Raw genomic sequence first — 19314 nt, 5'->3', positions numbered from 1 at the left:
GGCCAGCTTGCCGGGCAGCCCACCGAGGTCGGTCGCGCTCTTGCGCCGCACCAACTCCCGCGCCTTACGCGCCGCGATGCGGGCTTGCGCCGACGAGACCGCCTTGTTGACAACGACTTTGGCGTCCGCGGGGTTGGCCTCGAACCAGTGCGTCAGCTGTTCGTTGCACACCTTCTGCACGAACGACTTGACCTCGGTATTGCCCAGCTTGGTTTTGGTCTGGCCCTCGAACTGCGGCTGGGACACCTTGACGGAGATGACCGCCGCGAGTCCCTCGCGGATGTCGTCGCCGGTGAGGTTGGGATCCTTGTCTTTGAGGAGCTTTTTGTCCTTGGCGTACTTGTTCACCACGGTGGTCAACGCGCTGCGGAAGCCCTCTTCGTGAGTGCCGCCCTCGTGCGTGTTGATGGTGTTGGCGAAGGTGTGCACCGACTCGGAGTATCCGCCGTTCCACTGCATGGCGACTTCCACTTCGTGGCCGTCGCCCTTGCCGTCAAAGCCGATGACACTCTGCTGAATCGGGCTCTTGGTGCGGTTGATGTGCTTGACGAAGTCGACCAGGCCGCCGGGGTAGTGAAACGTGCGGTGCTTGACCTTCTGGGTGGACACCGATTCCGCGGCCTTTTCCTCCGCGGATTTGGGGGCCTCCGCGGTGTCGCTGACGACCTCGTCGACGACCTCTTCCTTGGTGACCCGCTCGTCGGTGAGCTCGATGGTCAATCCCTTGTTCAGGAAGGCCATCTCCTGCAGGCGGCGCGCGACCGTCTCGAAGTCGTAGTCCGTGGTCTCGAAGATCTTGGGGTCCGCCCAGAAGCGGACGGTGGTGCCCGTCTTCTTGGTCTTCTCGCCCTGCTTGAGCACGCCGGGGACGGAGTTGGTGTACACCTGCGACCACTCGTAACCGTCCCGGCGGATGTCGGCCTCCAGGCGCGACGACAACGCATTGACCACAGAAACGCCGACACCGTGTAGGCCGCCGGAGACCTGGTAAGCGCCCTCCTCGAACTTGCCGCCGGCGTGCAAGACGGTCATCACGACGTCGACGGTGGGCACGCCGGTGGCGTGCATCTCGACCGGGATGCCGCGGCCGTCGTCGCTGACCTCGACGCCGCCGTCGTCAAGCAGCCGGACCGTCACCTTGCTGGCGAAGCCGGCCATCGCCTCGTCGACCGCGTTGTCGACCACCTCCCAGACAAGATGGTGCAGACCTCGCTCGCCGGTAGAACCGATGTACATACCGGGGCGTTTGCGGACCGCTTCCAGGCCTTCGAGGACCTTGATCGAATCAGCACCGTACTGGTTTTTGGCAGCCACGTTCGGAATGCTCTCCTTGGGGTTACGTGCAAGCGGTTCGGTCACCGCGACAGGCGCACCCCACCACTCTACCGTCATAGGGCGTCAGGACCGATTTTCTGGCCGCGTTTCCACCCAGCTGTACGCTCCGTGAGAACGATTTCTTCGTTCTCGGTGCGTCCTGACCTCCGTCGAACGGCTTCGTTTCGTCCTGGCGGATTTCAGGGGCGATTCATTTACGGTTCCGTTACGGCGTGTTGGGGGACCGGTCCGCTTGGGAAACGCCCCGTTCACGGGGCTTATCCGTAGGTGTCGCGCGGGCCCCGGCCAGCGATGTGGCGTGGACCCTTGCGCCACGACGGCGCGGCGGGGCCGGTGATCTTCAGGGAGGTGACGACGCCGTTGCCCACCGCCGCGGCGATTTTGGCCAGCAACTGGCTTTGAATCATCCGCAGTTGCGTCGCCCAAGCGGTCGACTCGGCCGCGACGCTGAGCACCCCGTCGTTGAGCGCGGTCGCGGTCGCGTGCTCGGCGATCTGATGCCCGACCACCGAGGGCCAGTTGCCCAGCACCGTGCCCTCGGCGACCTGCGCCGACCAGCCGCGCTTTTTCGCCAGGTCGCGGGTCAGCCGGCCCAGCGGTTGCGGGTCCCGGGCGTCGGGGCCGGGCCCCGACCAACTTCGCCGCTGCCCCGCGACGCGCCGCGGCGCGCCCGGCCCCGCCCGGCCCCGCCCGGCGTCCTTGCCCTGCGCCCGGGCCGCCGCCCGCGCCTCCTCGAGCGTGCGGCGGACCAAGTCGATGCCGGTGAGCTTGCCGGGGTCGGCGTCCCCGGCGCGCTGCGTGTCATCGGTCATGGCTGTACCTCCGATACCCGGCCGGAATCACCGTCGCGCAAGTCGATGCGCACCAGCGTGGCGTCCCAGCCCGTGGGAATGTCATCGACCACCGCCGCGGTGATCAGGACCTGTTCGGCCGATTCCGCGACGGCGGCCAGCGCACGCCGCCGTGCGGCGTCCAGTTCGGCGAATACGTCGTCGAGCAACAGCACCGGTTCGCCCCCGTCGGCGCGCAGCAATTCGTATGCGGCCAACCGCAACGCCACCGCGAAAGACCACGATTCCCCGTGGCTGGCAAAGCCTTTCGCGGGCTGATCACCGAGCCACAGCTCGAGATCGTCGCGGTGCGGACCCACCAGGCACATCCCGCGTTCCAGCTCCGCGTCCCGCCGCGCGGCCAGCGCCGCGAGCATCTCCGCCTCGAGGAACTCCCGGTCCGGGGCGTCGACGGCAACCTCGGAGCCCAGGCTGGACCGGTAGGCGATCGACGCCGGCCGCGATCCCGGTGCCAACAATTGGTAGGACTTCTCCACCTCCGGCGCCAGTTGATTGACCAGATCGATGCGCGCCGCCATCAGGGCGGACCCGTGTTCGGCGAGGCGGCTGTCCCACACGTCGAGGGTGTCCAGCGCCCCGCGATCGCCGCGGTAGCGCGCGCCTGCTGCGGATTTCAACAGCGCGGTGCGCTGCCGCAGGACTTTCTCGTAATCGGCCCGGATGCCCGCGACCGTGGGGCGGCGCACGATCGCCAGGTCGTCGAGGTAGCGGCGCCGGTCCGATGGATCACCGCGCACCAGCGCCAGGTCCTCTGGTGCGAACAACACCGCCCGCAAGACCCCGATCACCTCTCGGGTGCTGCGCACCGGCGACCGGTTCAGCCGCGCCTTATTGGCGCGGCCCGCGGCGATCTCCACGTCGACGGCGCACTCCCTGCCGTCGTTGACGACGATCGTGGACACCACCGCACGGCTGGCCCCGGCCCTTAGCAGCGGGGCGTCAGTGCCCACCCGGTGCGACCCTAGGGTGCTCGAATACCACAGCGCCTCAACGAGATTCGTCTTACCAAAGCCGTTGGGGCCGACGAAGACGGTCCGCCCCGGCGCCAGCTCGAGGTCGACGTGTGCCCAGGACCGGAAGTCGCGCAGCCCCAAATGCCGGACGTACACTCAGCCGGGCAACCGAACGGGCATCAGCAGGTAGACGTAGTCCGTGGGCAGCGCGGAGTAAGGACCGGTGCCGGTCGGGTGGCTGTCGTCGTCGAGCACCGGGCGCAGCAGCGCCGGCTTACCGGGGGTGGTGAACCCGAACGACACCCGCTCCGAGTGCACCGAGCCCAGCCCGTCGGTCAGATACGTCGGGTTGAACGCGATCGTCAGCGGGTCGCCCACGAAGTCGACCGCCAGGTCCTCTTCGGCGCGGCCGACGTCGTCGGCCCCGGCGGACAACCGCAGCGAGCCGTCGCTGAATTCCATCCGCACCTGCGCGCCGCGGTCGGCGACCAACGCCACCAGCTTGATGGCCTCGGTCAGTTCCGCGACGTTGATGGTCGCGACCGCGGTGTGCTCCGCGGGCAACAGCTGGCGGAACTTCGGGAACTCCGCGTCGAGCAGGCGGGTCGTGCTGCGCTTTCCGTTGCCGGTGATGCCCAACAGTCCGTCCTTGCCGACCCCGGTGCCCGCGCCCAACGACAACCGCACGTCGGAGCCGTCGGTGCCCGCGCGGGCCGCCTCGGCCAACGTCTTGGCCGGCACCAACACCGCGGCGTCGATGTCGGACGACGCAGCCGACCAGGTGAGCTCGCGCACCGCCAGCCGGAACCGGTCGGTCGCCGCCAAAACGACGGTGTCACCGGTGATTTCGACCCGAATGCCCGTCAGCATCGGCAAGGTGTCGTCGCGCCCGGCGGCGATCGCGACCTGGCTGATCGCCTCGGCGAACAGGTCGGCCGGCAGCGTGCCGGTTTCCTCGGGCAGCGCGGGCAACGTCGGGTAATCCTCAACGGCCATCGTCGGCAACGAGAATCGCGCGTTGCCGCAGTTCAGTGCGACCCGGTTGCCGTCGACGTAGAAATCGATCGGCTTGTTCGGCAGCGCCCGGACGATGTCGGACAACAGCCGGCCCGACACCAAAACACTTCCTGGAGAAGCGATTTCGGCCGCAATCTGCGCTTCGGCGGACACCTCGTAGTCGAATCCCGAGATCGTGAGGCCTTCGTCGGAGCCCGTCAACAGCACCCCCGACAGCACCGGCACCGCCGGCCTGGTCGGAAGATTCTTGGCCACCCACGAAACCGCGTCGGCGAAGGATTCCCGCACCAAACGAAACTTCAAGTCGCCGCTGAGACCAGCCGTCGTCGTCGCCGCGTCCATAGCGTCCCTTCACCTACCAGCGTATTCGAATTCAGTGGCTAGCCTCCCCCGCTAGCACGGGGCTGCGCCACGAACGCCGGCAACACCTGCTACGCCGACGACGACCGTAACGGCAGTCGAAGAACAACCGTAGATCCTCCGAGGCCATCTTGAAAGCTAAACGCCGAGGCCGACAAGCCGGGCTGACGATGGGTTCGTCCGGCGCTGCGCACGGTGGCTCCCCAGAGCCGTCTTTGGAAGAAGAACCGATGAAGATATCTCAGTACCAGTAATAAGGCCTGTGCATCCTGGGGAGAAACCCCCTTCGGTGCAGCTAGCGCCCCGATCGCGCTGTGGATGAGAGTGGCCCTGCCTGTGCGTCGGGTGTTGGGGCGTTGGGGATTACAGGGCGGTGTGCACGGTGGGCCCGCTCCTGCATGGGCGTTTGCATGTTCTGTGCACAACGCTGCGCACAACCCGCGGCTGGGACGGGTGTGACAGGCGTGCGGGAAGTTTTTTCAAATTACAGGCGCGCGCAGGAGTCCCGCGGGGGCTGAGAGGGGGTCGCGGCGGTGTGAGTCAGCGCTTGGAGCGCTGACGGATGCGCGTGGTGAGCTCCTTGACGTGATCGAACACCTCGCGCCGCTCGGCCATCTCGGACAGGATTTTGCGCTGCGCGTACATCACGGTGGTGTGGTCACGGCCGAACGCCTGCCCGATCTTGGGCAGCGACAGGTCGGTCAGCTCGCGGCACAAATACATTGCGATTTGCCGTGATTGGGCCAACGCCCGCGTCTTACCGGGCCCGCGCAGTTCCTCAACCGTGGTGTCGAAGTACTCGGCCGTCGCCGCCATGATGGTCGCGGCGCTGATCTGCATCGTGCTCGCATCGGCGATCAGGTCGCGAAGGACGATCTCTGCCAACGATTTGTCGATCTGCGTCTTGTTCAGCGACGCGAATGCGGTGACCCGGATCAGGGCGCCCTCGAGTTCGCGGATGTTGCGCTCGATGCTGCTGGCGATGAGCTCCAGCACGTCGTCGGGGACGGCGAGCCGCTCCATCTGCGCCTTCTTACGCAGAATCGCGATGCGCGTTTCCAGTTCCGGGGGCTGCACGTCGGTGATCAGGCCCCACTCGAACCGCGTCCGCAGCCGGTCTTCCAGGGTGGCGAGCTGTTTGGGGGGCCGGTCAGAGGAGATGACGATCTGTTTGTTGGCGTTGTGCAACGTGTTGAAGGTGTGGAAGAACTCTTCCTGGATACCTTCCTTGCCCTCGATGAACTGGATGTCGTCGACGAGCAGCACGTCGACGTCGCGGTAACTGCGCTTGAACGCCACCTTGCGGTCGTCGCGCAGCGAGTTGATGAAGTCGTTTGTGAATTCCTCGGTGGAGACGTACTTGACCCGCATCCCGGGGAACAGTCGCTGCGCATAGTTCCCGGCGGCGTGCAGCAGGTGTGTCTTGCCCAACCCGGACTCGCCCCAGATGAACAGCGGGTTGTAGGCCCGGGCCGGCGCCTCGGCGATGGCCAGCGCCGCCGCGTGCGCGAATCGGTTCGACGCGCCGATGACGAAGGTGTCGAAGGTGTAGCGCCGGTTGAGGCTGGTGCCGCCGGAGATCGCCGGGTCGACGGTGTGCGGGCGTTCGGTGAAGTAGTTCGGCCACCCCTGCTGGGTGTCGCTGACCAACTCGCCGTTGTCGAAGTTGTCGTCGACGTCTAGGAGATCGTCGGTCGGGGCGCCGTCATTGTGCGCGAACGAGTCCGGCGCGGCGACGACGGCGTCGTCGTTGTCGTCGGAGGGCGGGGCGATCCGGACACCGAGCTGGATCTGCTGCCCGAGCCGGCGGCTGAGGGCATCGGTGATGGGGGCCCGCAAATGACGTTCGATCTCGTTTTGGACGAAGCTGCTGGGCACCGACAGCAACGCGAATCCCTCGACGATGGTCAGCGGCCGCACCAGGTTCAGCCAGGCGCGTTGCTGCGGGGTCAGGGGAGTGATGAGTGTCGTGCGATTCGGTGTGCCGCCGTCCGCGGTGGACTCGCCGTTGAGCTCGGAGACGACCGCGTTCCAGACGGACGTGAAACCTGAACCGGGGTCATCGGTCAACGACGCATCTCCCTGGTTCTCGAGCATCCCGGGTCGAGGTACAACTACACCTGCCGACGACGTATTTGTCCACATAGTTATGCACAGGTGTGGACAGGATGATTGGGTGCGAGCCACAACCTACCGGCGACGGCTCGCGATCTCCGCGCTGCGTAACACCGGCGAACAGTGTCTAGGCAGCGAGGTGATCCACCATCCTCGCTTCATTGTCGAGCGCCGCCTCAGTCTAAAACGGCATTGGCAGAAGCTAACAGTTTTCCGTTCTGCTGCCAACCGTTCTGCTGCATTCCAATCCGGGGGTTGAAGGTACTTCGGGCCTGGTTCGGGTTGTCATGGTAGCGACACCGCGGCGTCGTGAGACCGAAACGGGAAAGGTCATCGCGCCACCTCGGGCGGGTGCGTTGCAGCAGGCCAGGTTTGACCAGGCGAAGCCTCGTCAGTACCCTCAAACAGTCGCCCGAAAGTCGGCGATACGGCTGCGACCCGAACCGGGTTCGGGGACCGCGCCGGGCAGTGGCAGTACGAGTACATCTGACCGACCGCAGACGAGCTCCCGGGCATGCGTCTGATGTGCGGCCGGATGGTGTGCGAGACACAACGAGGAGAACGTCGTGGCCAAGGGCAAGCGGACCTTCCAGCCGAACAACCGGCGCCGAGCCCGCGTGCACGGGTTCCGCCTGCGGATGCGCACCCGCGCCGGTCGCGCGATTGTGTCCGGTCGGCGTCGGAAGGGACGCCGCGCGCTCACTGCCTGATCGCACCGTCAGGTTTCCCGGCGGTGCTGCCCGCACGCAACCGCATGAGGCGGTCAACGGAGTTCGCCGCGACGATGAAACACGGGATTCGTTTGAAACAGCCCGATCTCGTCGTGCACGTTCGGCGCGCCAGCGACCCGAAGCCCACCGGCCCGCATGTGGGGTTGGTCGTCGGCAAGACCGTGGGTTCGGCCGTCGAGCGCCATCGTGTCGCCCGCCGGCTACGACACGTCTCCCGCGCCATGCTGAGCGAGTTGGCTCCCATCGATCAGTTGGTGATCCGGGCACTGCCCGGTAGCCGGACGGCGTCCTCGGCGCGGCTCGAGCAACAACTGCGGCGATGTGTCCGCCGCGCCCTATCCGCGGACACCCCGTCGTGACCGGCCGGGAGCGGCTGCGCGGCTGGCCCCGATCCGCGGGCGCGGCGGCGGCGCGGGCTTTGATCTTTGTCATCCAGCTGTACCGGCATATGGTGTCGCCGCTGCGGCCGGCGACGTGTCGGTTCGTGCCGACGTGCAGTCAGTACGCGGTGGACGCGCTGGGCGAGTATGGCTTGTTCCGGGGCGGTTGGCTCGCCGCCGCCCGGCTCGCCAAATGCGGACCATGGCATGGGGGCGGATGGGATCCGATACCGGACCGCCCGGAGTGCCACAAGAACCTCGAAGATGCCAGCGACGCGCGCCTACGGGTGGCGCGAGGGGAGCGTGAATCTTTTGTTTGATTTCTTCAGCCTCGACTTCGTCTACTACCCGGTGTCGTGGATCATGTGGGTCTGGTACAAGCTGTTCGCCTACCTGCTGGGCCCGTCGAACTTCTTCGCGTGGGCGCTGGCGGTGATGTTCCTGGTTTTCACCCTGCGCGCGCTGCTTTACAAGCCGTTCGTCCGGCAGATCCGCACCACCCGCCAAATGCAGGAGTTGCAGCCTCAGATCAAGGCCCTGCAGAAGAAGTACGGCAAAGACCGCCAGCGGATGGCGCTGGAGATGCAGAAGCTGCAGCGCGAGCACGGCTTCAACCCGATCCTGGGCTGCCTGCCGATGCTCGCGCAGATCCCGGTGTTCCTCGGCCTCTACCACGTCTTGCGTTCGTTCAACCGGACCACCGGCGGCTTCGGGCAGCCGCACCTGTCGGTGGTGCAAAACCGGCTAACGGGCAACTACGTGTTCACGCCCGCCGACGTCGGACATTTCCTGGACGCCAACCTGTTCGGCGCACCGATCGGCGCTTTCATGACGCAGCGCACCGGACTCGACGCGTTCACCGTGTTCCACCGGCCCGCGGTGATTCTGGTGGGCCTGCCGGTGATGGTGCTCGCCGGCATCGCGACCTACTTCAACAGCCGGGCGTCGGTGGCGCGCCAGAGTCCGGAAGCCGCCGCCAACCCGCAGACAGCGATGATGAACAAGCTGTCGCTGTATGTGTTTCCCCTCGGCGTCGTGGTCGGCGGACCGTTCCTGCCGCTGGCGATCATCCTGTACTGGTTCGCGAACAACATCTGGACGTTCGGCCAGCAGCACTACGTGTTCGGGATGATCGAGAAAGAGGACGAGGCCAAGAAGCAGGAGGCGATCCAACGACGCGCCGCGAATGCGCCGGCGCCGGGGGCCAAGCCGAAGCGGGCCGCCAAGCCGGCCGCCAACGGTGCGCCGATCGACCCTGACGGGGAGTCCGGCGACGACGCCCCGCACCCGCCCGCCACGGGAGCAAGTGGCTCGGCGGCCGACGCGGGAGCGAGCAACCGCACCCCGCGTCCCGGGGCGCGTCCGAAGAAACGCAAACGCTGACACCGGCGGCATAGCTGAACGAGCCGCCTCGCGGGCGGCGTCGGTTGGGCCCCTGGCCCATGTGATGAGGGAGATGGACATGACAGACGCGGACACCACCGAGCGCGACGTGGACACGGTCGACGCCGAGCTGACGGGCGACGAGGGTGCGGAGGACACCGCCGACAATGTCGACGACCTGGAGGAGCGGCTCGTCGCCGAGGGCGAGATCGCGGGGGACTACCTCGAGGAGTTGCTGGACCTGCTCGACTTCGACGGTGACATCGACCTCGACGTCGAGGGCAACCGCGCGGTGGTGAGCATCGACGGAAGCGACGACCTGAACAAGTTGGTAGGCCGCGGCGGTGAGGTGCTCGACGCGCTGCAGGAATTGACCCGCCTGGCCGTGCACCAGAAGACCGGGGTCCGCAGCCGCCTGATGCTCGACATCGCGAGCTGGCGACGCCGACGTCGCGAGGAGCTCGCGGCGCTGGGCGACAAGGTGGCCCGGCGCGTTCTGGAGTCTGGTGGACGCGAGGAGCTCGCGCCGATGACGCCGTTCGAGCGCAAGATTGTGCACGACGCCGTGGCGGCGGTGCCGGGCGTGCACAGCGAGAGCGAGGGCGTCGAGCCGTCGCGCCGCGTGGTCGTCCTGCACGACTAGTTACATCCATGTAGTTCGAGCCGAAGGGCCGCGCCGTGCACGCGTCGATTCGAGGATGTTTCACGTGAAACATGACGATTCGAGCGATACCGACCGCGAGTCTCCGCCGCCCGCGGCCGCCTTGTTCGGCGCGCGCTTGCCACTGGCACATCGCTACGCGGAGATCCTGGCGGGCGCGGGCGTCGAGCGGGGGCTCCTCGGACCGCGGGAAGTCGACCGGATCTGGGACCGACACCTTCTCAACAGCGCGGCCCTCGCGGAGTTGCTCGAACCGGGGGAGCGGGTGGTTGACATCGGCAGTGGCGCAGGGCTGCCGGGGATACCGCTGGCGATCGCGCGTCCAGATTTGGACGTCGTTCTGCTCGAGCCGCTGCTGCGCCGCAGCGAATTTCTCAACGAAGCCATCGGCGAACTAGGGTTAACCGTCGAGGTGGTCCGCGGCCGCGCCGAGGAACCATGGGTGCGCGAACGGTTCGGCGAAAGGGATGCGGCGGTGTCGCGAGCGGTGGCGGCGTTGGACAAGCTGACAAAGTGGAGCGTTCCGCTGCTGCGGCCCGGCGGCCGGATGCTCGCCATCAAGGGGGAGCGCGGCCCCGACGAACTCGACCAGCACCGGCGTGTGATGGAAGCGTCGGGCGCCATTGATGCCAGGGTGGTGACATGTGGCGCGACCTATTTGCGTCCTCCCGCAACCGTCGTGATAGCGCGACGCGGACAGCAGCCGCGGGTTTGGCGGCCACGGATTGGGAAGGCGGGAACCCGATGAACACCTCACCGGACTGGTCGGCCGCAGCGGGCGCCGAGGCCGAGGTGGGTGCCCGGCACGCCGAACCGTCCAACGCGCCGACGCATGTTTCACGTGAAACATCGCCGGAATTTGATACGCCGATTGGCGCCGCCGCCGAACGGGCCACCCGGATCCTGCACACGACGTACCCGCCGCTGCCTCGGCCGCGGCACCGCCGCGTGTTCACCGTCGCTAACCAAAAGGGCGGGGTCGGCAAGACCACCACGGCGGTGAACCTCGCGGCGGCGCTGGCGCTGCAAGGACTCAAAACCCTCGTCATCGACCTCGACCCGCAAGGCAACGCGAGCACCGCCCTGGGCATCACCGATCGACAGGCCGGCACACCGTCCTCCTACGAGGTGCTCCTCGGCGAGGTTTCGCTCGAGGCCGCGTTGCGGCGCAGCCCGCACAACGAACGGCTGTTCTGCGTGCCGGCCACCATCGATCTGGCCGGCGCCGAGATTGAACTGGTCAGCATGGTGGCTCGGGAAAACCGCCTCCGCACCGCCCTCGCCGAGCTCGACAGCTTCGACTTCGACTACGTCTTCGTCGACTGCCCGCCGTCGCTGGGGCTGTTGACCATCAACGCGCTCGTCGCCTCGCCCGAGGTGATGATCCCGATCCAGTGCGAGTACTACGCGCTGGAGGGCGTGTCCCAGCTGATGCGCAACATCGAGATGGTCAAGGCGCACCTCAACCCCGCGCTCGACGTGACCACCGTGGTGCTCACCATGTACGACGGCCGCACCAAGCTTGCCGATCAGGTGTCCGAAGAGGTGCGCCGATACTTCGGCACCAAGGTGCTGCGCACCGTGATTCCGCGCAGCGTCAAGGTCTCCGAGGCGCCCGGGTACAGCATGACGATCATCGACTACGACCCCGGATCACGCGGGGCGATGAGTTACCTCGACGCGAGCCGGGAACTCGCGCAACGCGACTGACGCGGAAGGACGATCATGACGCAGCCATTACGCAAGAAGGGTGGCCTCGGCCGGGGCCTGGCTTCGCTGATTCCGACCGGTCCGGCGGACGGTGACTCGGGGCCGGCGACGCTCGGTCCCCGGATGGGCGACGCGGCGGCCGACGTCCTGATCGGCGGTCCGGGACCGACCGCGGCCGCCATGGGCGCCGTCTACCGGGAGATCGCGCCGGCCGACATCGAGCGCAACCCACGCCAGCCGCGACAGGTGTTCGACGAGGAAGCGCTGTCCGAACTCGTGCACTCGATTCGCGAATTCGGCTTGTTGCAGCCGATCGTCGTCCGCGCCGTGACCGGATCGAGTGGCGCCCGGTACCAGATTGTGATGGGGGAGCGGCGTTGGCGGGCCGCCCAGGAGGCCGGCCTCGCGACGATCCCCGCCATCGTGCGCGAGACCGGCGACGACAACCTGCTCCGCGACGCCCTGTTGGAAAACATCCACCGGGTGCAGCTCAACCCCCTGGAGGAGGCGGCGGCCTACCAGCAGCTGCTCGACGAATTCGACGTCACCCACGACGAACTCGCGACACGCATCGGGCGTAGCCGCCCCCTGATCACCAACATGATCCGCCTGCTGAAGCTGCCCATCGCGGTGCAGCGCCGGGTCGCCGCCGGGGTGCTCTCCGCCGGCCACGCCCGCGCGTTGCTGTCGTTGGAGGCCGGGCCCGAGGCGCAGGAAGAGCTGGCCACCCGGATCGTCGCGGAGGGGCTGTCGGTGCGCGCCACTGAAGAGGCGGTCACGCTGGCCAACCGGGGGAGCGGGTCCGCGCCGGCACCCCCGCGCCGCAAGCCTATTCAGATGCCCGGCCTGCAGGACGTCGCCGACCGCCTTTCGACGGCGTTCGACACCAGGGTCACGGTGAGCCTCGGCAAGCGGAAGGGCAAGATCGTCGTCGAGTTCGGGTCGGTGGACGACTTGCAGCGAATTATCGACGTGATGAGCCCGCCGAACCCGTGACCAACCACCCGCTGTAATTACGTCACTGTGACACCGGCCGCCTGAGGGCCGCGTCGCCGGCAGCGCAGGCGGGCGCATCCACGCGAAACGTTGTGAACGGTAACCACTTTCGCAACGCCGCGGATCGAGCCAGGCAGGCGACGGTCCGCAAGCCGGTCCGCCCGTCGTTGTGGGGGCTGCGCTGGCCCGATCACCGGGCTCTCTCCTATCCTGGGGAGGTTGCCGGTGCCATTGGCTGCGCTACAGCACAGGAGCCAGGAGGCTAGTGTCCGCCCGAATCACGCCACTACGACTCGAGGCTTTCGAGCAGCTTCCCAAGCACGCCCGCCGCTGCGTGTACTGGGAGGTCGATCCGGCGACCCTCGGTGACCAGGACCACCTCGCCGATCCTGAGTTCGAGAAGGAAGCCTGGCTGTCGATGGTGATGTTGGAGTGGGGGTCGTGCGGCCAAGTCGCCACGGCCGTCGTCGACGAGCGCAGCACCAGTGAGCCGCCCTGCCTGGGCTACGTGTTCTACGCGCCGCCCCGCGCGGTGCCGCGGGCCCAGCGCTTTCCGACCGCACCCGTCTCGGCGGACGCCGTGTTGCTGACGTCGATGGGGATCGAGCCGGGACAGACCATCGACGACCTCCCGCACGGCCTAATCGCCCGGGTGATCGACGAATTGGTCCGCCGCGGTGTGCGCGCGCTCGAGGCCTTCGGCCGCACCCCGGCGGCGGCCGAGCTGCAAGACGCGGCGACGGCGCCCCCGGATGTGCGGCCGGTGCTGGAGATCCTCGGCGACTGCTCGGTGGACCACTGCGTGATGGACGCCGAATTCCTCCAAGACACAGGCTTCGTTGTGGTGGCGCCACACGTGTACTTCCCGCGACTGCGCCTGGAGCTCGACAAGGGCTTGGGGTGGAAGGCCGCGGTGGAGGCGGCGTTGGAGCGCCTGCTGGAAACCGCGCAACTCGAGCAGCCGGTAGGGGCGGGGTCCCCGGTGGCGAATCGACTGAAAACCGCGCAGGACGGTTAGGAGCCGCCCAGCTTGCCGGCGCGGTCCACGGACAGCTCGTGCGCCAGCAGTTCGGCGAACGTGAAGGTGCCGGTGGGCCGGTCGTTCTTGCCCAACAGGTAGAGCCGCTTGACGGCGGCCAGAATGCCTTCGGCGACGGCGTCGCGGGTCTGCGCCGCGACGAGCATGCCGCGATCGTGCGGGTTGGTGATGTAGCCGACGTCGACCTGGACCGTCGGCATCCGGGTCAGCCGCAGCAGATCCCAGGTGCGTCCGTGGGTCCGGCAATCCTGTAACCCGGTGCGGGCCACCACTTCCCGTTGAATGAAGTCGGCCAGGTTACGCCCGATGGTCGAGACCGATCCGTGGGAATTGCCGAAGTGGAAGGACGCCACGCCGCTGGCCGCAGGACTGGGCTGACTCTCGCAGCGCAGGCTGATCATCAGGTCCGCGCCGACGTTGTTGGCCGTGGCCGCGCGTTCGGCGTCCGACGGGCTGCGGTTGATCGGTCGCGACAGGAACGTCTCCATGCCGATGGCCGCCATCCGGCCCTCGAGCCGACTTCCCAAGTCCCACAACACGTCCGCTTCGCTGATCGGCCCCGACGGGCCCTGCATGATGAGGCCGTGGTCGGCGCCGCCGCGGCCCGGGTCGATGATGATCCGCTTGCCCGACAGCTTGGGCCCGGAGCTGCGGACCAGCTCCTCTTCGCGCAGCGCGTGCGGGGAGCCGCCGCTGACCCGAGAACTCAGAAAGTACAAGGAGCGCAACGTTTCCGGGCCGCAGATCCCGTCGGCGGACAACCCGTACTCGCGCTGATAGGACATCAGGGCGTTGTGGGTCTGCAGGCCGAAATGCCCGTCGACGAGCCCGATGTAGAACCCGAGATCCTGCAAGCGGGCCTGCAGCGTGGCGATGTCATCACCGAACAGGGGGGCACCGAATTGGTGATACAACGTGCGGGCGCCCAACCGATACGACGCCTCTTTGAGTGCCCGGTAAGTGGCCTCGCCGACGACACCGTCGACCAGCAGCCCCCGATGTTGTTGGAACGCACGCACCGCCTGGTCGAGCTCGGCGTCGAAGAGCTCCAGCGTCACCTGTCGGCCGGTGTTGAGATCCTCCTCGGATCCGTCGAGCAACCCCAGCGTGACCAGGGTGGCCCGGATCTCGGTCACAGCCGCGCTGCGGTCTCCACAGCGCAGCGCGTCGCTGTGTTCGCGGCGCGGACTCGACATACCAAGGGCCCCCCGGGGACGTCTCTGACAGGTTTTACGTGGGCAGCAGCTAACCGTATTGTCGCAGACGCTTCCCGAAATACAGAAAACCCCAGGCCGTACCCGGGCGTGGTGCGCGCGCCGCCAGCGGCGTCAGCCGAGGTTGGGAACCGCGTCCGAAAGCTCGCGCAACAGCGCGGCCTTCCCCTTGGCGCCCACGATGCGCTTCACCGGCTGGCCGTCTTTGAACAGGATGAGCGTCGGGATGGAGACCACTTGAAAGTCACGCGCGGTCTCGGGGTTGGCGTCCACGTCGAGTTTGGCGACCGTGAGCTGATCGGCTCGCTCGCTGGCGATCTCCTCGAGCACCGGCGCGACCATCTTGCAGGGGCCACACCATGTGGCCCAAAAGTCCACCAGCACAGGCTTATTGCTGGACAGCACCTCGGTCGAGAACGATGCGTCCGAGACTTCTACTGTGGCCCCGGCCTTTTGCGCGTCGGTCATTGCGGTGCTCCAATCAAGGTGTCGTTACTGCCAGGAAATTCGGTGGCGTCGCCCTGCGCGGCGGCGCTGTCCTCTTCATGGTCGGCGAGCCAGCGCTCGGCGTCGATGGCAGCCGAACAGCCGCTGCCGGCCGCGGTGATGGCCTGGCGGTAGGTGTGGTCGACCAGGTCGCCCGCGGCGAAGACACCGTCGATCGAGGTCGCCGTGGTGCGACCGCGCACCAGCACGTACCCCTCGGGATCGGTCTCGACGGCGTCGCGCACCAGGGCCGAGCGGGGGTCGTGGCCAATCGCGACGAAGACCCCGGTCACGGGCAGTGTGGTCTCCTCGCCGGTGACGGTGTCGCGCAACCGCAGGCCCGTCACGGTGTCGGTGCCGTCGACGCCCAGCACCGCCTTATTGGTGAGGATGGTGATCTTGTCGTTGGCGCGGGCGCGCTCGAGCATGATGCGCGAGGCGCGGAATTCGTCGCGGCGGTGCACCAAGGTCACACTGCGGGCGAACCGGGTGAGGAACGTGGCCTCTTCCATCGCCGAGTCACCGCCGCCGATGACCGCGATGTCCTGGTCGCGGAAGAAGAACCCGTCGCAGGTGGCGCAGGAGGAGACGCCGCGGCCGAGCAGTTCCTGCTCGCCGGGCACCCCGAGGTAACGGGCCGCGGCGCCCATCGCCAGGATCACCGAGCGGGCCTGAAAGGTCTCACCCTCGGCCGTCGTCACCGTCTTGACCGGCCCGTCGAGGGACACCGATTCGACGTCTTCCATGCGCAGGTCGGCGCCGAAGCGCAACGCCTGCTCGCGCATCTGGTCCATCAACTCCGGGCCGGTGATGCCGTCACGAAAGCCCGGGAAATTCTCCACCTCGGTCGTCGTCATCAGCGCCCCGCCGAACGACGTGCCCTCGAACACCAGGGGCGCCAATTGCGCCCGCGCGGTGTACAGCGCGGCCGTGTACCCCGCGGGGCCCGAGCCGATGATGATCACATCGCGGATATCGGAGGAAGTCATGCAAACCTTTCGAACGACTTATCTCTGGATCTCTGAAAACGCCAGCGTAGGCGCCGCTGTTCCCGGGTGTGTCGCACGACCCATGCCTCCACACTAAGGCCGCGGGACTTGTGTGTTGGCCAACAGTCCGGTATCCGCGGCGCTGCAATTGGGCGCTACCGCGTACACCGCAAGGGTGCGGGGTGTGTCGGCGGCGACGACCAACACGACGCCGGGCCGGGCGTTGATCTCGATGGGGCGCGCGCCGAGCACCTCGGTGGCAGCGGGGTAGCCGAGGCCGGTGAGGCACGAGGCGCGCCGGGCGGGGTCGGCGAGGGGGCCGTAGTCCGGCGGGTGGCCGAGCAGCGCCTGGATCTCGCCTTGGGTCAGCGGGATCGCCATGGGCGGGGTCGAGACGGTGATCAGTTCGGCGGTGTCGGGGGTGCTGGGCGCGGGGCCGGGCGCCCTCATGAGCGCGACCGTGCCCACGCCGATGGCGGCGAGCGCGGCGCCCAGACCCGCCACCGCCGCGGCGACGCGGGACGGACGCACGACCGGGCGCGCGGAGTGCGTGGGTGGCTCGCCCGTCGTCGGGCCGGCCGGGCCTGCGGCCCGCACCGCCGCGGCGACCTTGGCGCCCAGGTGCGGGGGAGGGTCCGGCGCGGATCGCGGGTCGTCGCCGAGCGCGGCGACGTCACGCCGCACCCGGTTGAGCGCGGCCAAGACGTCGGCGGCGGCCGGGTCCTCCCGGACCTGCTTGCGGACTTGCGCGGCGGTGTCGTCGTCGAGCGCTCCGGCCTGCAAGTCGGCGAGCAGTTCCACGGTCAGGGGCCGGTCGGGCCCCGCACGGTCGGGCCCCGGCGTCGCGTCGTCGTCCGCATCCATCCGCCCCAGTGTCCGTCATGCGCGGTCCGGCGGCCACGCACGGTCCGGGGTCAAGCGGGGCCGGCGGCGGCGTCGGGTGCGGTATGGGCGCCGGCGTTGAGGTAGCCGAGCAGTTCTGCCAGACGCACCCGGGCGCGCGCGCAGCGGCTCTTGATGGTGCCCTCGGCGACGCCGAGCAGGCGGGCGGTGTCGGAGACCGAGTAGCCCTGCATGTCGACCGCCACCAGCGCCGCGCGTTGTTCCACCGGGAGCCGCATCAGGGCGCGTTGCACCAGGATCGCGGTCTCGACCTGCCCCGTCCGGTCGGCCACCGGGTAGATGTCCTCCAGCGGGACGGTCGGGTGGCTCTTGGCGCGGCGCAACCGGTCCAGGCAGGCGTTGACCACGATTCGATGTAGCCAGCTGCCGACCGCGGCGTCGTGCCGGAAGGATCCCGCGCCGCGGTGGGCCGAGAGCATCGCGTCCTGCAGGGCGTCTTCGGCGTCCTCGGGGCTGCGGGTCGTGAGCCGGGCCAGCCGGTGCAGCTGCCGTTGATGGCGGCCGAACAACTCGGCGAAGGCCTGGCGGTCACCCGCGACGTGGGCCGCCAGCAACTCGGCGTCTGTCCGCTCGCGCTTGCCGTTTCTTCCGAAGCCCACGGCCGGACAGTATCCAATCGGCCATGCCGCGGCACTTCACTCGACGGGCCGATGTGAGGGGCCGGATCAGGACGCGGCCTGGACCGTGATTTCCGAGAGGGCGCCTTGGCTCTTGCCGTTGGTGCTGCCCAGCGTCGTGATCCAGACCAGCAGGTTCGACGTCGGCGACCCGGCGCGGATCGGGATCACGTTGTGGCCGGTCTTGAGCGAGAAGGCGGGGGCGAGGACGGAGGTGTCACTCAGAGAACCCGGGGTCGGCGACGTGGCCGAGCGGATCTCGACCTTCATGCCGGTGCTCGGCGTGTCGATGGTCACCTGGCCGACGACGGTGGGGTTGGGCAGCTGCAGCATCAGCCCTTCGCCCTGCTTGAAGCTGGGGAATGGGACGGCGTCGGTGTAGACCTCCGTCGACCAGGACGTGCTCGGGTCGCCGTCGATGGCCTGGCCGGCCTGCCCGGGGTTGTCCGCGTCGCCGTCGGGGGAGTAGACGCTGGCCTTGGTGGGCCTGACCACGCTGCCGGCGATCGCCGAACTGGTGGCCGACGACGACGTCGACGACGAGGGCCCGTTGAGGCCAAGCTCGTCCTTGTTCAAGCCGCCGCCGACGTTGCCGAAGATCTTGCTGACCACCGAGGCCAACACCAGCAGGGCCACCACGATGACGGCGAGCGCGGCCCCGGCGCCGATGAGCAGGTTGCGGCGTCGTCGCGCGAGGGCCGTGTGATCTTGCCCGGCGGACAGCCGGCCGCTGGACGGGGACACGGAGTCGTCGATGGGGCCGAGCACCTCGGTGCGGTCGGCGACCGCGGTCGCCTGTTGCAGCAGGTTCAGCAGCGTCGAGGCGCTGCGGATCCCGCCGTCCTCCTGCACCGCTCGGACCGCGACCGCGGAGATCTGGAAGGGGATGTCGCGGTGCACCGTCATGGGTTCGACGGGGTTGCCCGCGGCGTCCCGGTCGGCCGGGGCCAGACCGCTGCGGGCCCCCGACTCCGGCAATGGCCAGCGGTTGACCAGCAACGCATACAGCGCCGCTCCGATGCCGCGGATGTCGTCTTGCGGGTTGGCGTTGGGCATGGTCGCCGGGTAGGCCAGCACCACGTCACCCTCGATGCTGACCCGCACCCGGCTCGGGTCGTCGATCGACAGGGCGACCCCGGCGCGGTGGGCCGCGTCGGCGGCAGCGGCCAGCGATTGCATGGCCCGCACGGCCCCGACGGGCGACGGGGCGGTGTCGGCGACCTCCTGCAGCGAGCCGCCGCGAATCCATTCGGCGACCACCAGCCCACCGGAGTTGGTGTGGACGACGTCGAGCACCCTGGCGACGCCGGGCTTGTCGATGCGGCTCAGCCGCAGGGTGCGCGACAGGATTTCCTGCACGACGTCGTCGGGCAGGGTGCCCTCGGGGTCGACGAAGGTGAGGGCCACCTGGCGGTCCAGGGCGGTGTCGAGCGCCTGCCAGAAGTGCAGGGGCGCAGTGCCGCCGTGAGGAACCAGCAGCCGGTAGCGGCCACCGGCGATGCGGGCGCCGGGGACCAGCTGGACGTCGTCGCCGGCGTCGGCGCGCTCGCGGGGGGCGTCGAACGGGGTGGGCG

The 19314-nt window shown here is 68.2% G+C and carries 20 protein-coding genes; 9 read left to right on the top strand and 11 right to left on the bottom strand.

Translation table 11 applies throughout. From position 1 onward, the window contains the following. The 5 genes from A5700_RS04595 to dnaA all read right to left on the bottom strand — a co-directional run. Positions 1–1314, bottom strand: a 1314-nt coding sequence (locus A5700_RS04595) for an ATP-binding protein (RefSeq protein ID WP_068067680.1), incomplete at its 3' end; no start/stop codon positions are given. A gap of 278 nt (positions 1315–1592) precedes the next feature. Further along, entirely contained in the window at positions 1593–2147 is a 555-nt protein-coding gene (locus A5700_RS04590; RefSeq protein WP_068067670.1) for a DUF721 family protein, read from the bottom strand. After that, complete coding sequence (gene recF / locus A5700_RS04585; RefSeq protein WP_068067666.1) at positions 2144–3295, bottom strand: DNA replication/repair protein RecF; 1152 nt, start codon at positions 3293–3295, stop codon at positions 2144–2146. The genes A5700_RS04590 and recF overlap by 4 nt, the downstream gene beginning before the upstream one ends. Then, positions 3296–4498: a DNA polymerase III subunit beta gene (gene dnaN / locus A5700_RS04580; RefSeq protein WP_068067663.1), complete on the bottom strand. Its 1203-nt coding sequence runs from the start codon at positions 4496–4498 to the stop codon at positions 3296–3298. Between the two features lie 558 nt (positions 4499–5056). Next, positions 5057–6586 carry a chromosomal replication initiator protein DnaA gene (dnaA, locus tag A5700_RS04575; protein ID WP_068067678.1) on the bottom strand — a complete coding sequence of 510 codons (1530 nt, stop codon included), beginning with the start codon at positions 6584–6586 and terminating at the stop codon, positions 5057–5059. Between the two features lie 611 nt (positions 6587–7197). Between dnaA and rpmH the strand changes: the two genes are divergently transcribed. From rpmH to A5700_RS04540, 9 genes are all read left to right on the top strand, one after another. Next, positions 7198–7341: a 50S ribosomal protein L34 gene (gene rpmH, locus A5700_RS25090; protein ID WP_068111553.1), complete on the top strand. Its 144-nt coding sequence runs from the start codon at positions 7198–7200 to the stop codon at positions 7339–7341. A 23-nt stretch (positions 7342–7364) separates the two neighbouring features. Next, the gene (rnpA, locus tag A5700_RS04570) at positions 7365–7721 is read left to right on the top strand and encodes a ribonuclease P protein component (protein WP_082960388.1); all 357 of its coding nucleotides are present in this window, start codon (positions 7365–7367) and stop codon (positions 7719–7721) included. After that, on the top strand, positions 7718–8062 hold the full coding sequence (gene yidD, locus A5700_RS25085; protein ID WP_369828223.1) for a membrane protein insertion efficiency factor YidD: 345 nt from the start codon (positions 7718–7720) through the stop codon (positions 8060–8062). Before rnpA ends, yidD begins: the two co-directional genes overlap by 4 nt. Next, complete coding sequence (gene yidC, locus A5700_RS04565) at positions 8046–9125, top strand: membrane protein insertase YidC (RefSeq protein ID WP_068067657.1); 1080 nt, start codon at positions 8046–8048, stop codon at positions 9123–9125. The genes yidD and yidC overlap by 17 nt, the downstream gene beginning before the upstream one ends. A 79-nt stretch (positions 9126–9204) precedes the next feature. Next, positions 9205–9768 carry a R3H domain-containing nucleic acid-binding protein gene (locus A5700_RS04560; protein ID WP_068067675.1) on the top strand — a complete coding sequence of 188 codons (564 nt, stop codon included), beginning with the start codon at positions 9205–9207 and terminating at the stop codon, positions 9766–9768. 55 nt (positions 9769–9823) lie between these two features. After that, a complete protein-coding gene (gene rsmG / locus A5700_RS04555) occupies positions 9824–10534 on the top strand; it encodes a 16S rRNA (guanine(527)-N(7))-methyltransferase RsmG (protein WP_068067654.1) in 711 nt (236 codons plus the stop codon). Beyond that, complete coding sequence (locus A5700_RS04550; protein WP_231973729.1) at positions 10531–11496, top strand: ParA family protein; 966 nt, start codon at positions 10531–10533, stop codon at positions 11494–11496. Before rsmG ends, A5700_RS04550 begins: the two co-directional genes overlap by 4 nt. A 15-nt stretch (positions 11497–11511) precedes the next feature. After that, on the top strand, positions 11512–12492 hold the full coding sequence (locus A5700_RS04545) for a ParB/RepB/Spo0J family partition protein (protein ID WP_068067650.1): 981 nt from the start codon (positions 11512–11514) through the stop codon (positions 12490–12492). Between the two features lie 265 nt (positions 12493–12757). Next, positions 12758–13510 carry an acetyltransferase gene (locus tag A5700_RS04540; protein ID WP_068067647.1) on the top strand — a complete coding sequence of 251 codons (753 nt, stop codon included), beginning with the start codon at positions 12758–12760 and terminating at the stop codon, positions 13508–13510. Here the strand turns inward: A5700_RS04540 and A5700_RS04535 are convergent. The 6 genes from A5700_RS04535 to A5700_RS04510 form a co-directional block, all read right to left on the bottom strand. Continuing rightward, positions 13507–14727, bottom strand: a complete 1221-nt coding sequence (locus tag A5700_RS04535; protein ID WP_068067643.1) for an N-acetylmuramoyl-L-alanine amidase — start codon at positions 14725–14727, stop codon at positions 13507–13509. The two genes, A5700_RS04540 and A5700_RS04535, sit on opposite strands and share 4 nt — an antisense overlap. Before the next feature lie 132 nt (positions 14728–14859). After that, entirely contained in the window at positions 14860–15213 is a 354-nt protein-coding gene (gene trxA, locus A5700_RS04530; RefSeq protein ID WP_068067641.1) for a thioredoxin, read from the bottom strand. Beyond that, the gene (gene trxB / locus A5700_RS04525; protein WP_068067638.1) at positions 15210–16220 is read right to left on the bottom strand and encodes a thioredoxin-disulfide reductase; all 1011 of its coding nucleotides are present in this window, start codon (positions 16218–16220) and stop codon (positions 15210–15212) included. The genes trxA and trxB overlap by 4 nt, the downstream gene beginning before the upstream one ends. Before the next feature lie 93 nt (positions 16221–16313). Beyond that, positions 16314–17084, bottom strand: a complete 771-nt coding sequence (locus A5700_RS04520; RefSeq protein WP_068067635.1) for a hypothetical protein — start codon at positions 17082–17084, stop codon at positions 16314–16316. Positions 17085–17134: 50 nt separating this feature from the next. After that, positions 17135–17722: an RNA polymerase sigma factor SigM gene (gene sigM, locus A5700_RS04515; RefSeq protein WP_068067632.1), complete on the bottom strand. Its 588-nt coding sequence runs from the start codon at positions 17720–17722 to the stop codon at positions 17135–17137. Positions 17723–17788: 66 nt separating this feature from the next. Then, a partial coding sequence (locus A5700_RS04510) for a protein kinase family protein (RefSeq protein WP_197504140.1) occupies positions 17789–19314 on the bottom strand: 1526 nt, incomplete at its 5' end.

The sequence above is a fragment of the Mycobacterium sp. E1214 genome, assembly GCF_001666755.1.
GTDB lineage: Bacteria > Actinomycetota > Actinomycetes > Mycobacteriales > Mycobacteriaceae > Mycobacterium.
This window is presented reverse-complemented; position numbering and strand designations above follow the sequence as displayed.

Excerpts from the sequence above, each read along its gene's own strand:
- A5700_RS04590 (WP_068067670.1), bottom strand. The coding sequence starts at position 2,147 with ATGACCGATGACACGCAGCGCGCCGGGGACGCCGACCCCGGCAAGCTC.
- dnaN (WP_068067663.1), bottom strand. The coding sequence starts at position 4,498 with ATGGACGCGGCGACGACGACGGCTGGTCTCAGCGGCGACTTGAAGTTT.
- A5700_RS04560 (WP_068067675.1), top strand. The coding sequence starts at position 9,205 with ATGACAGACGCGGACACCACCGAGCGCGACGTGGACACGGTCGACGCC.
- rsmG (WP_068067654.1), top strand. The coding sequence starts at position 9,824 with ATGTTTCACGTGAAACATGACGATTCGAGCGATACCGACCGCGAGTCT.
- A5700_RS04550 (WP_231973729.1), top strand. The coding sequence starts at position 10,531 with ATGAACACCTCACCGGACTGGTCGGCCGCAGCGGGCGCCGAGGCCGAG.
- A5700_RS04545 (WP_068067650.1), top strand. The coding sequence starts at position 11,512 with ATGACGCAGCCATTACGCAAGAAGGGTGGCCTCGGCCGGGGCCTGGCT.
- A5700_RS04535 (WP_068067643.1), bottom strand. The coding sequence starts at position 14,727 with ATGTCGAGTCCGCGCCGCGAACACAGCGACGCGCTGCGCTGTGGAGAC.
- trxA (WP_068067641.1), bottom strand. The coding sequence starts at position 15,213 with ATGACCGACGCGCAAAAGGCCGGGGCCACAGTAGAAGTCTCGGACGCA.
- trxB (WP_068067638.1), bottom strand. The coding sequence starts at position 16,220 with ATGACTTCCTCCGATATCCGCGATGTGATCATCATCGGCTCGGGCCCC.
- A5700_RS04520 (WP_068067635.1), bottom strand. The coding sequence starts at position 17,084 with ATGGATGCGGACGACGACGCGACGCCGGGGCCCGACCGTGCGGGGCCC.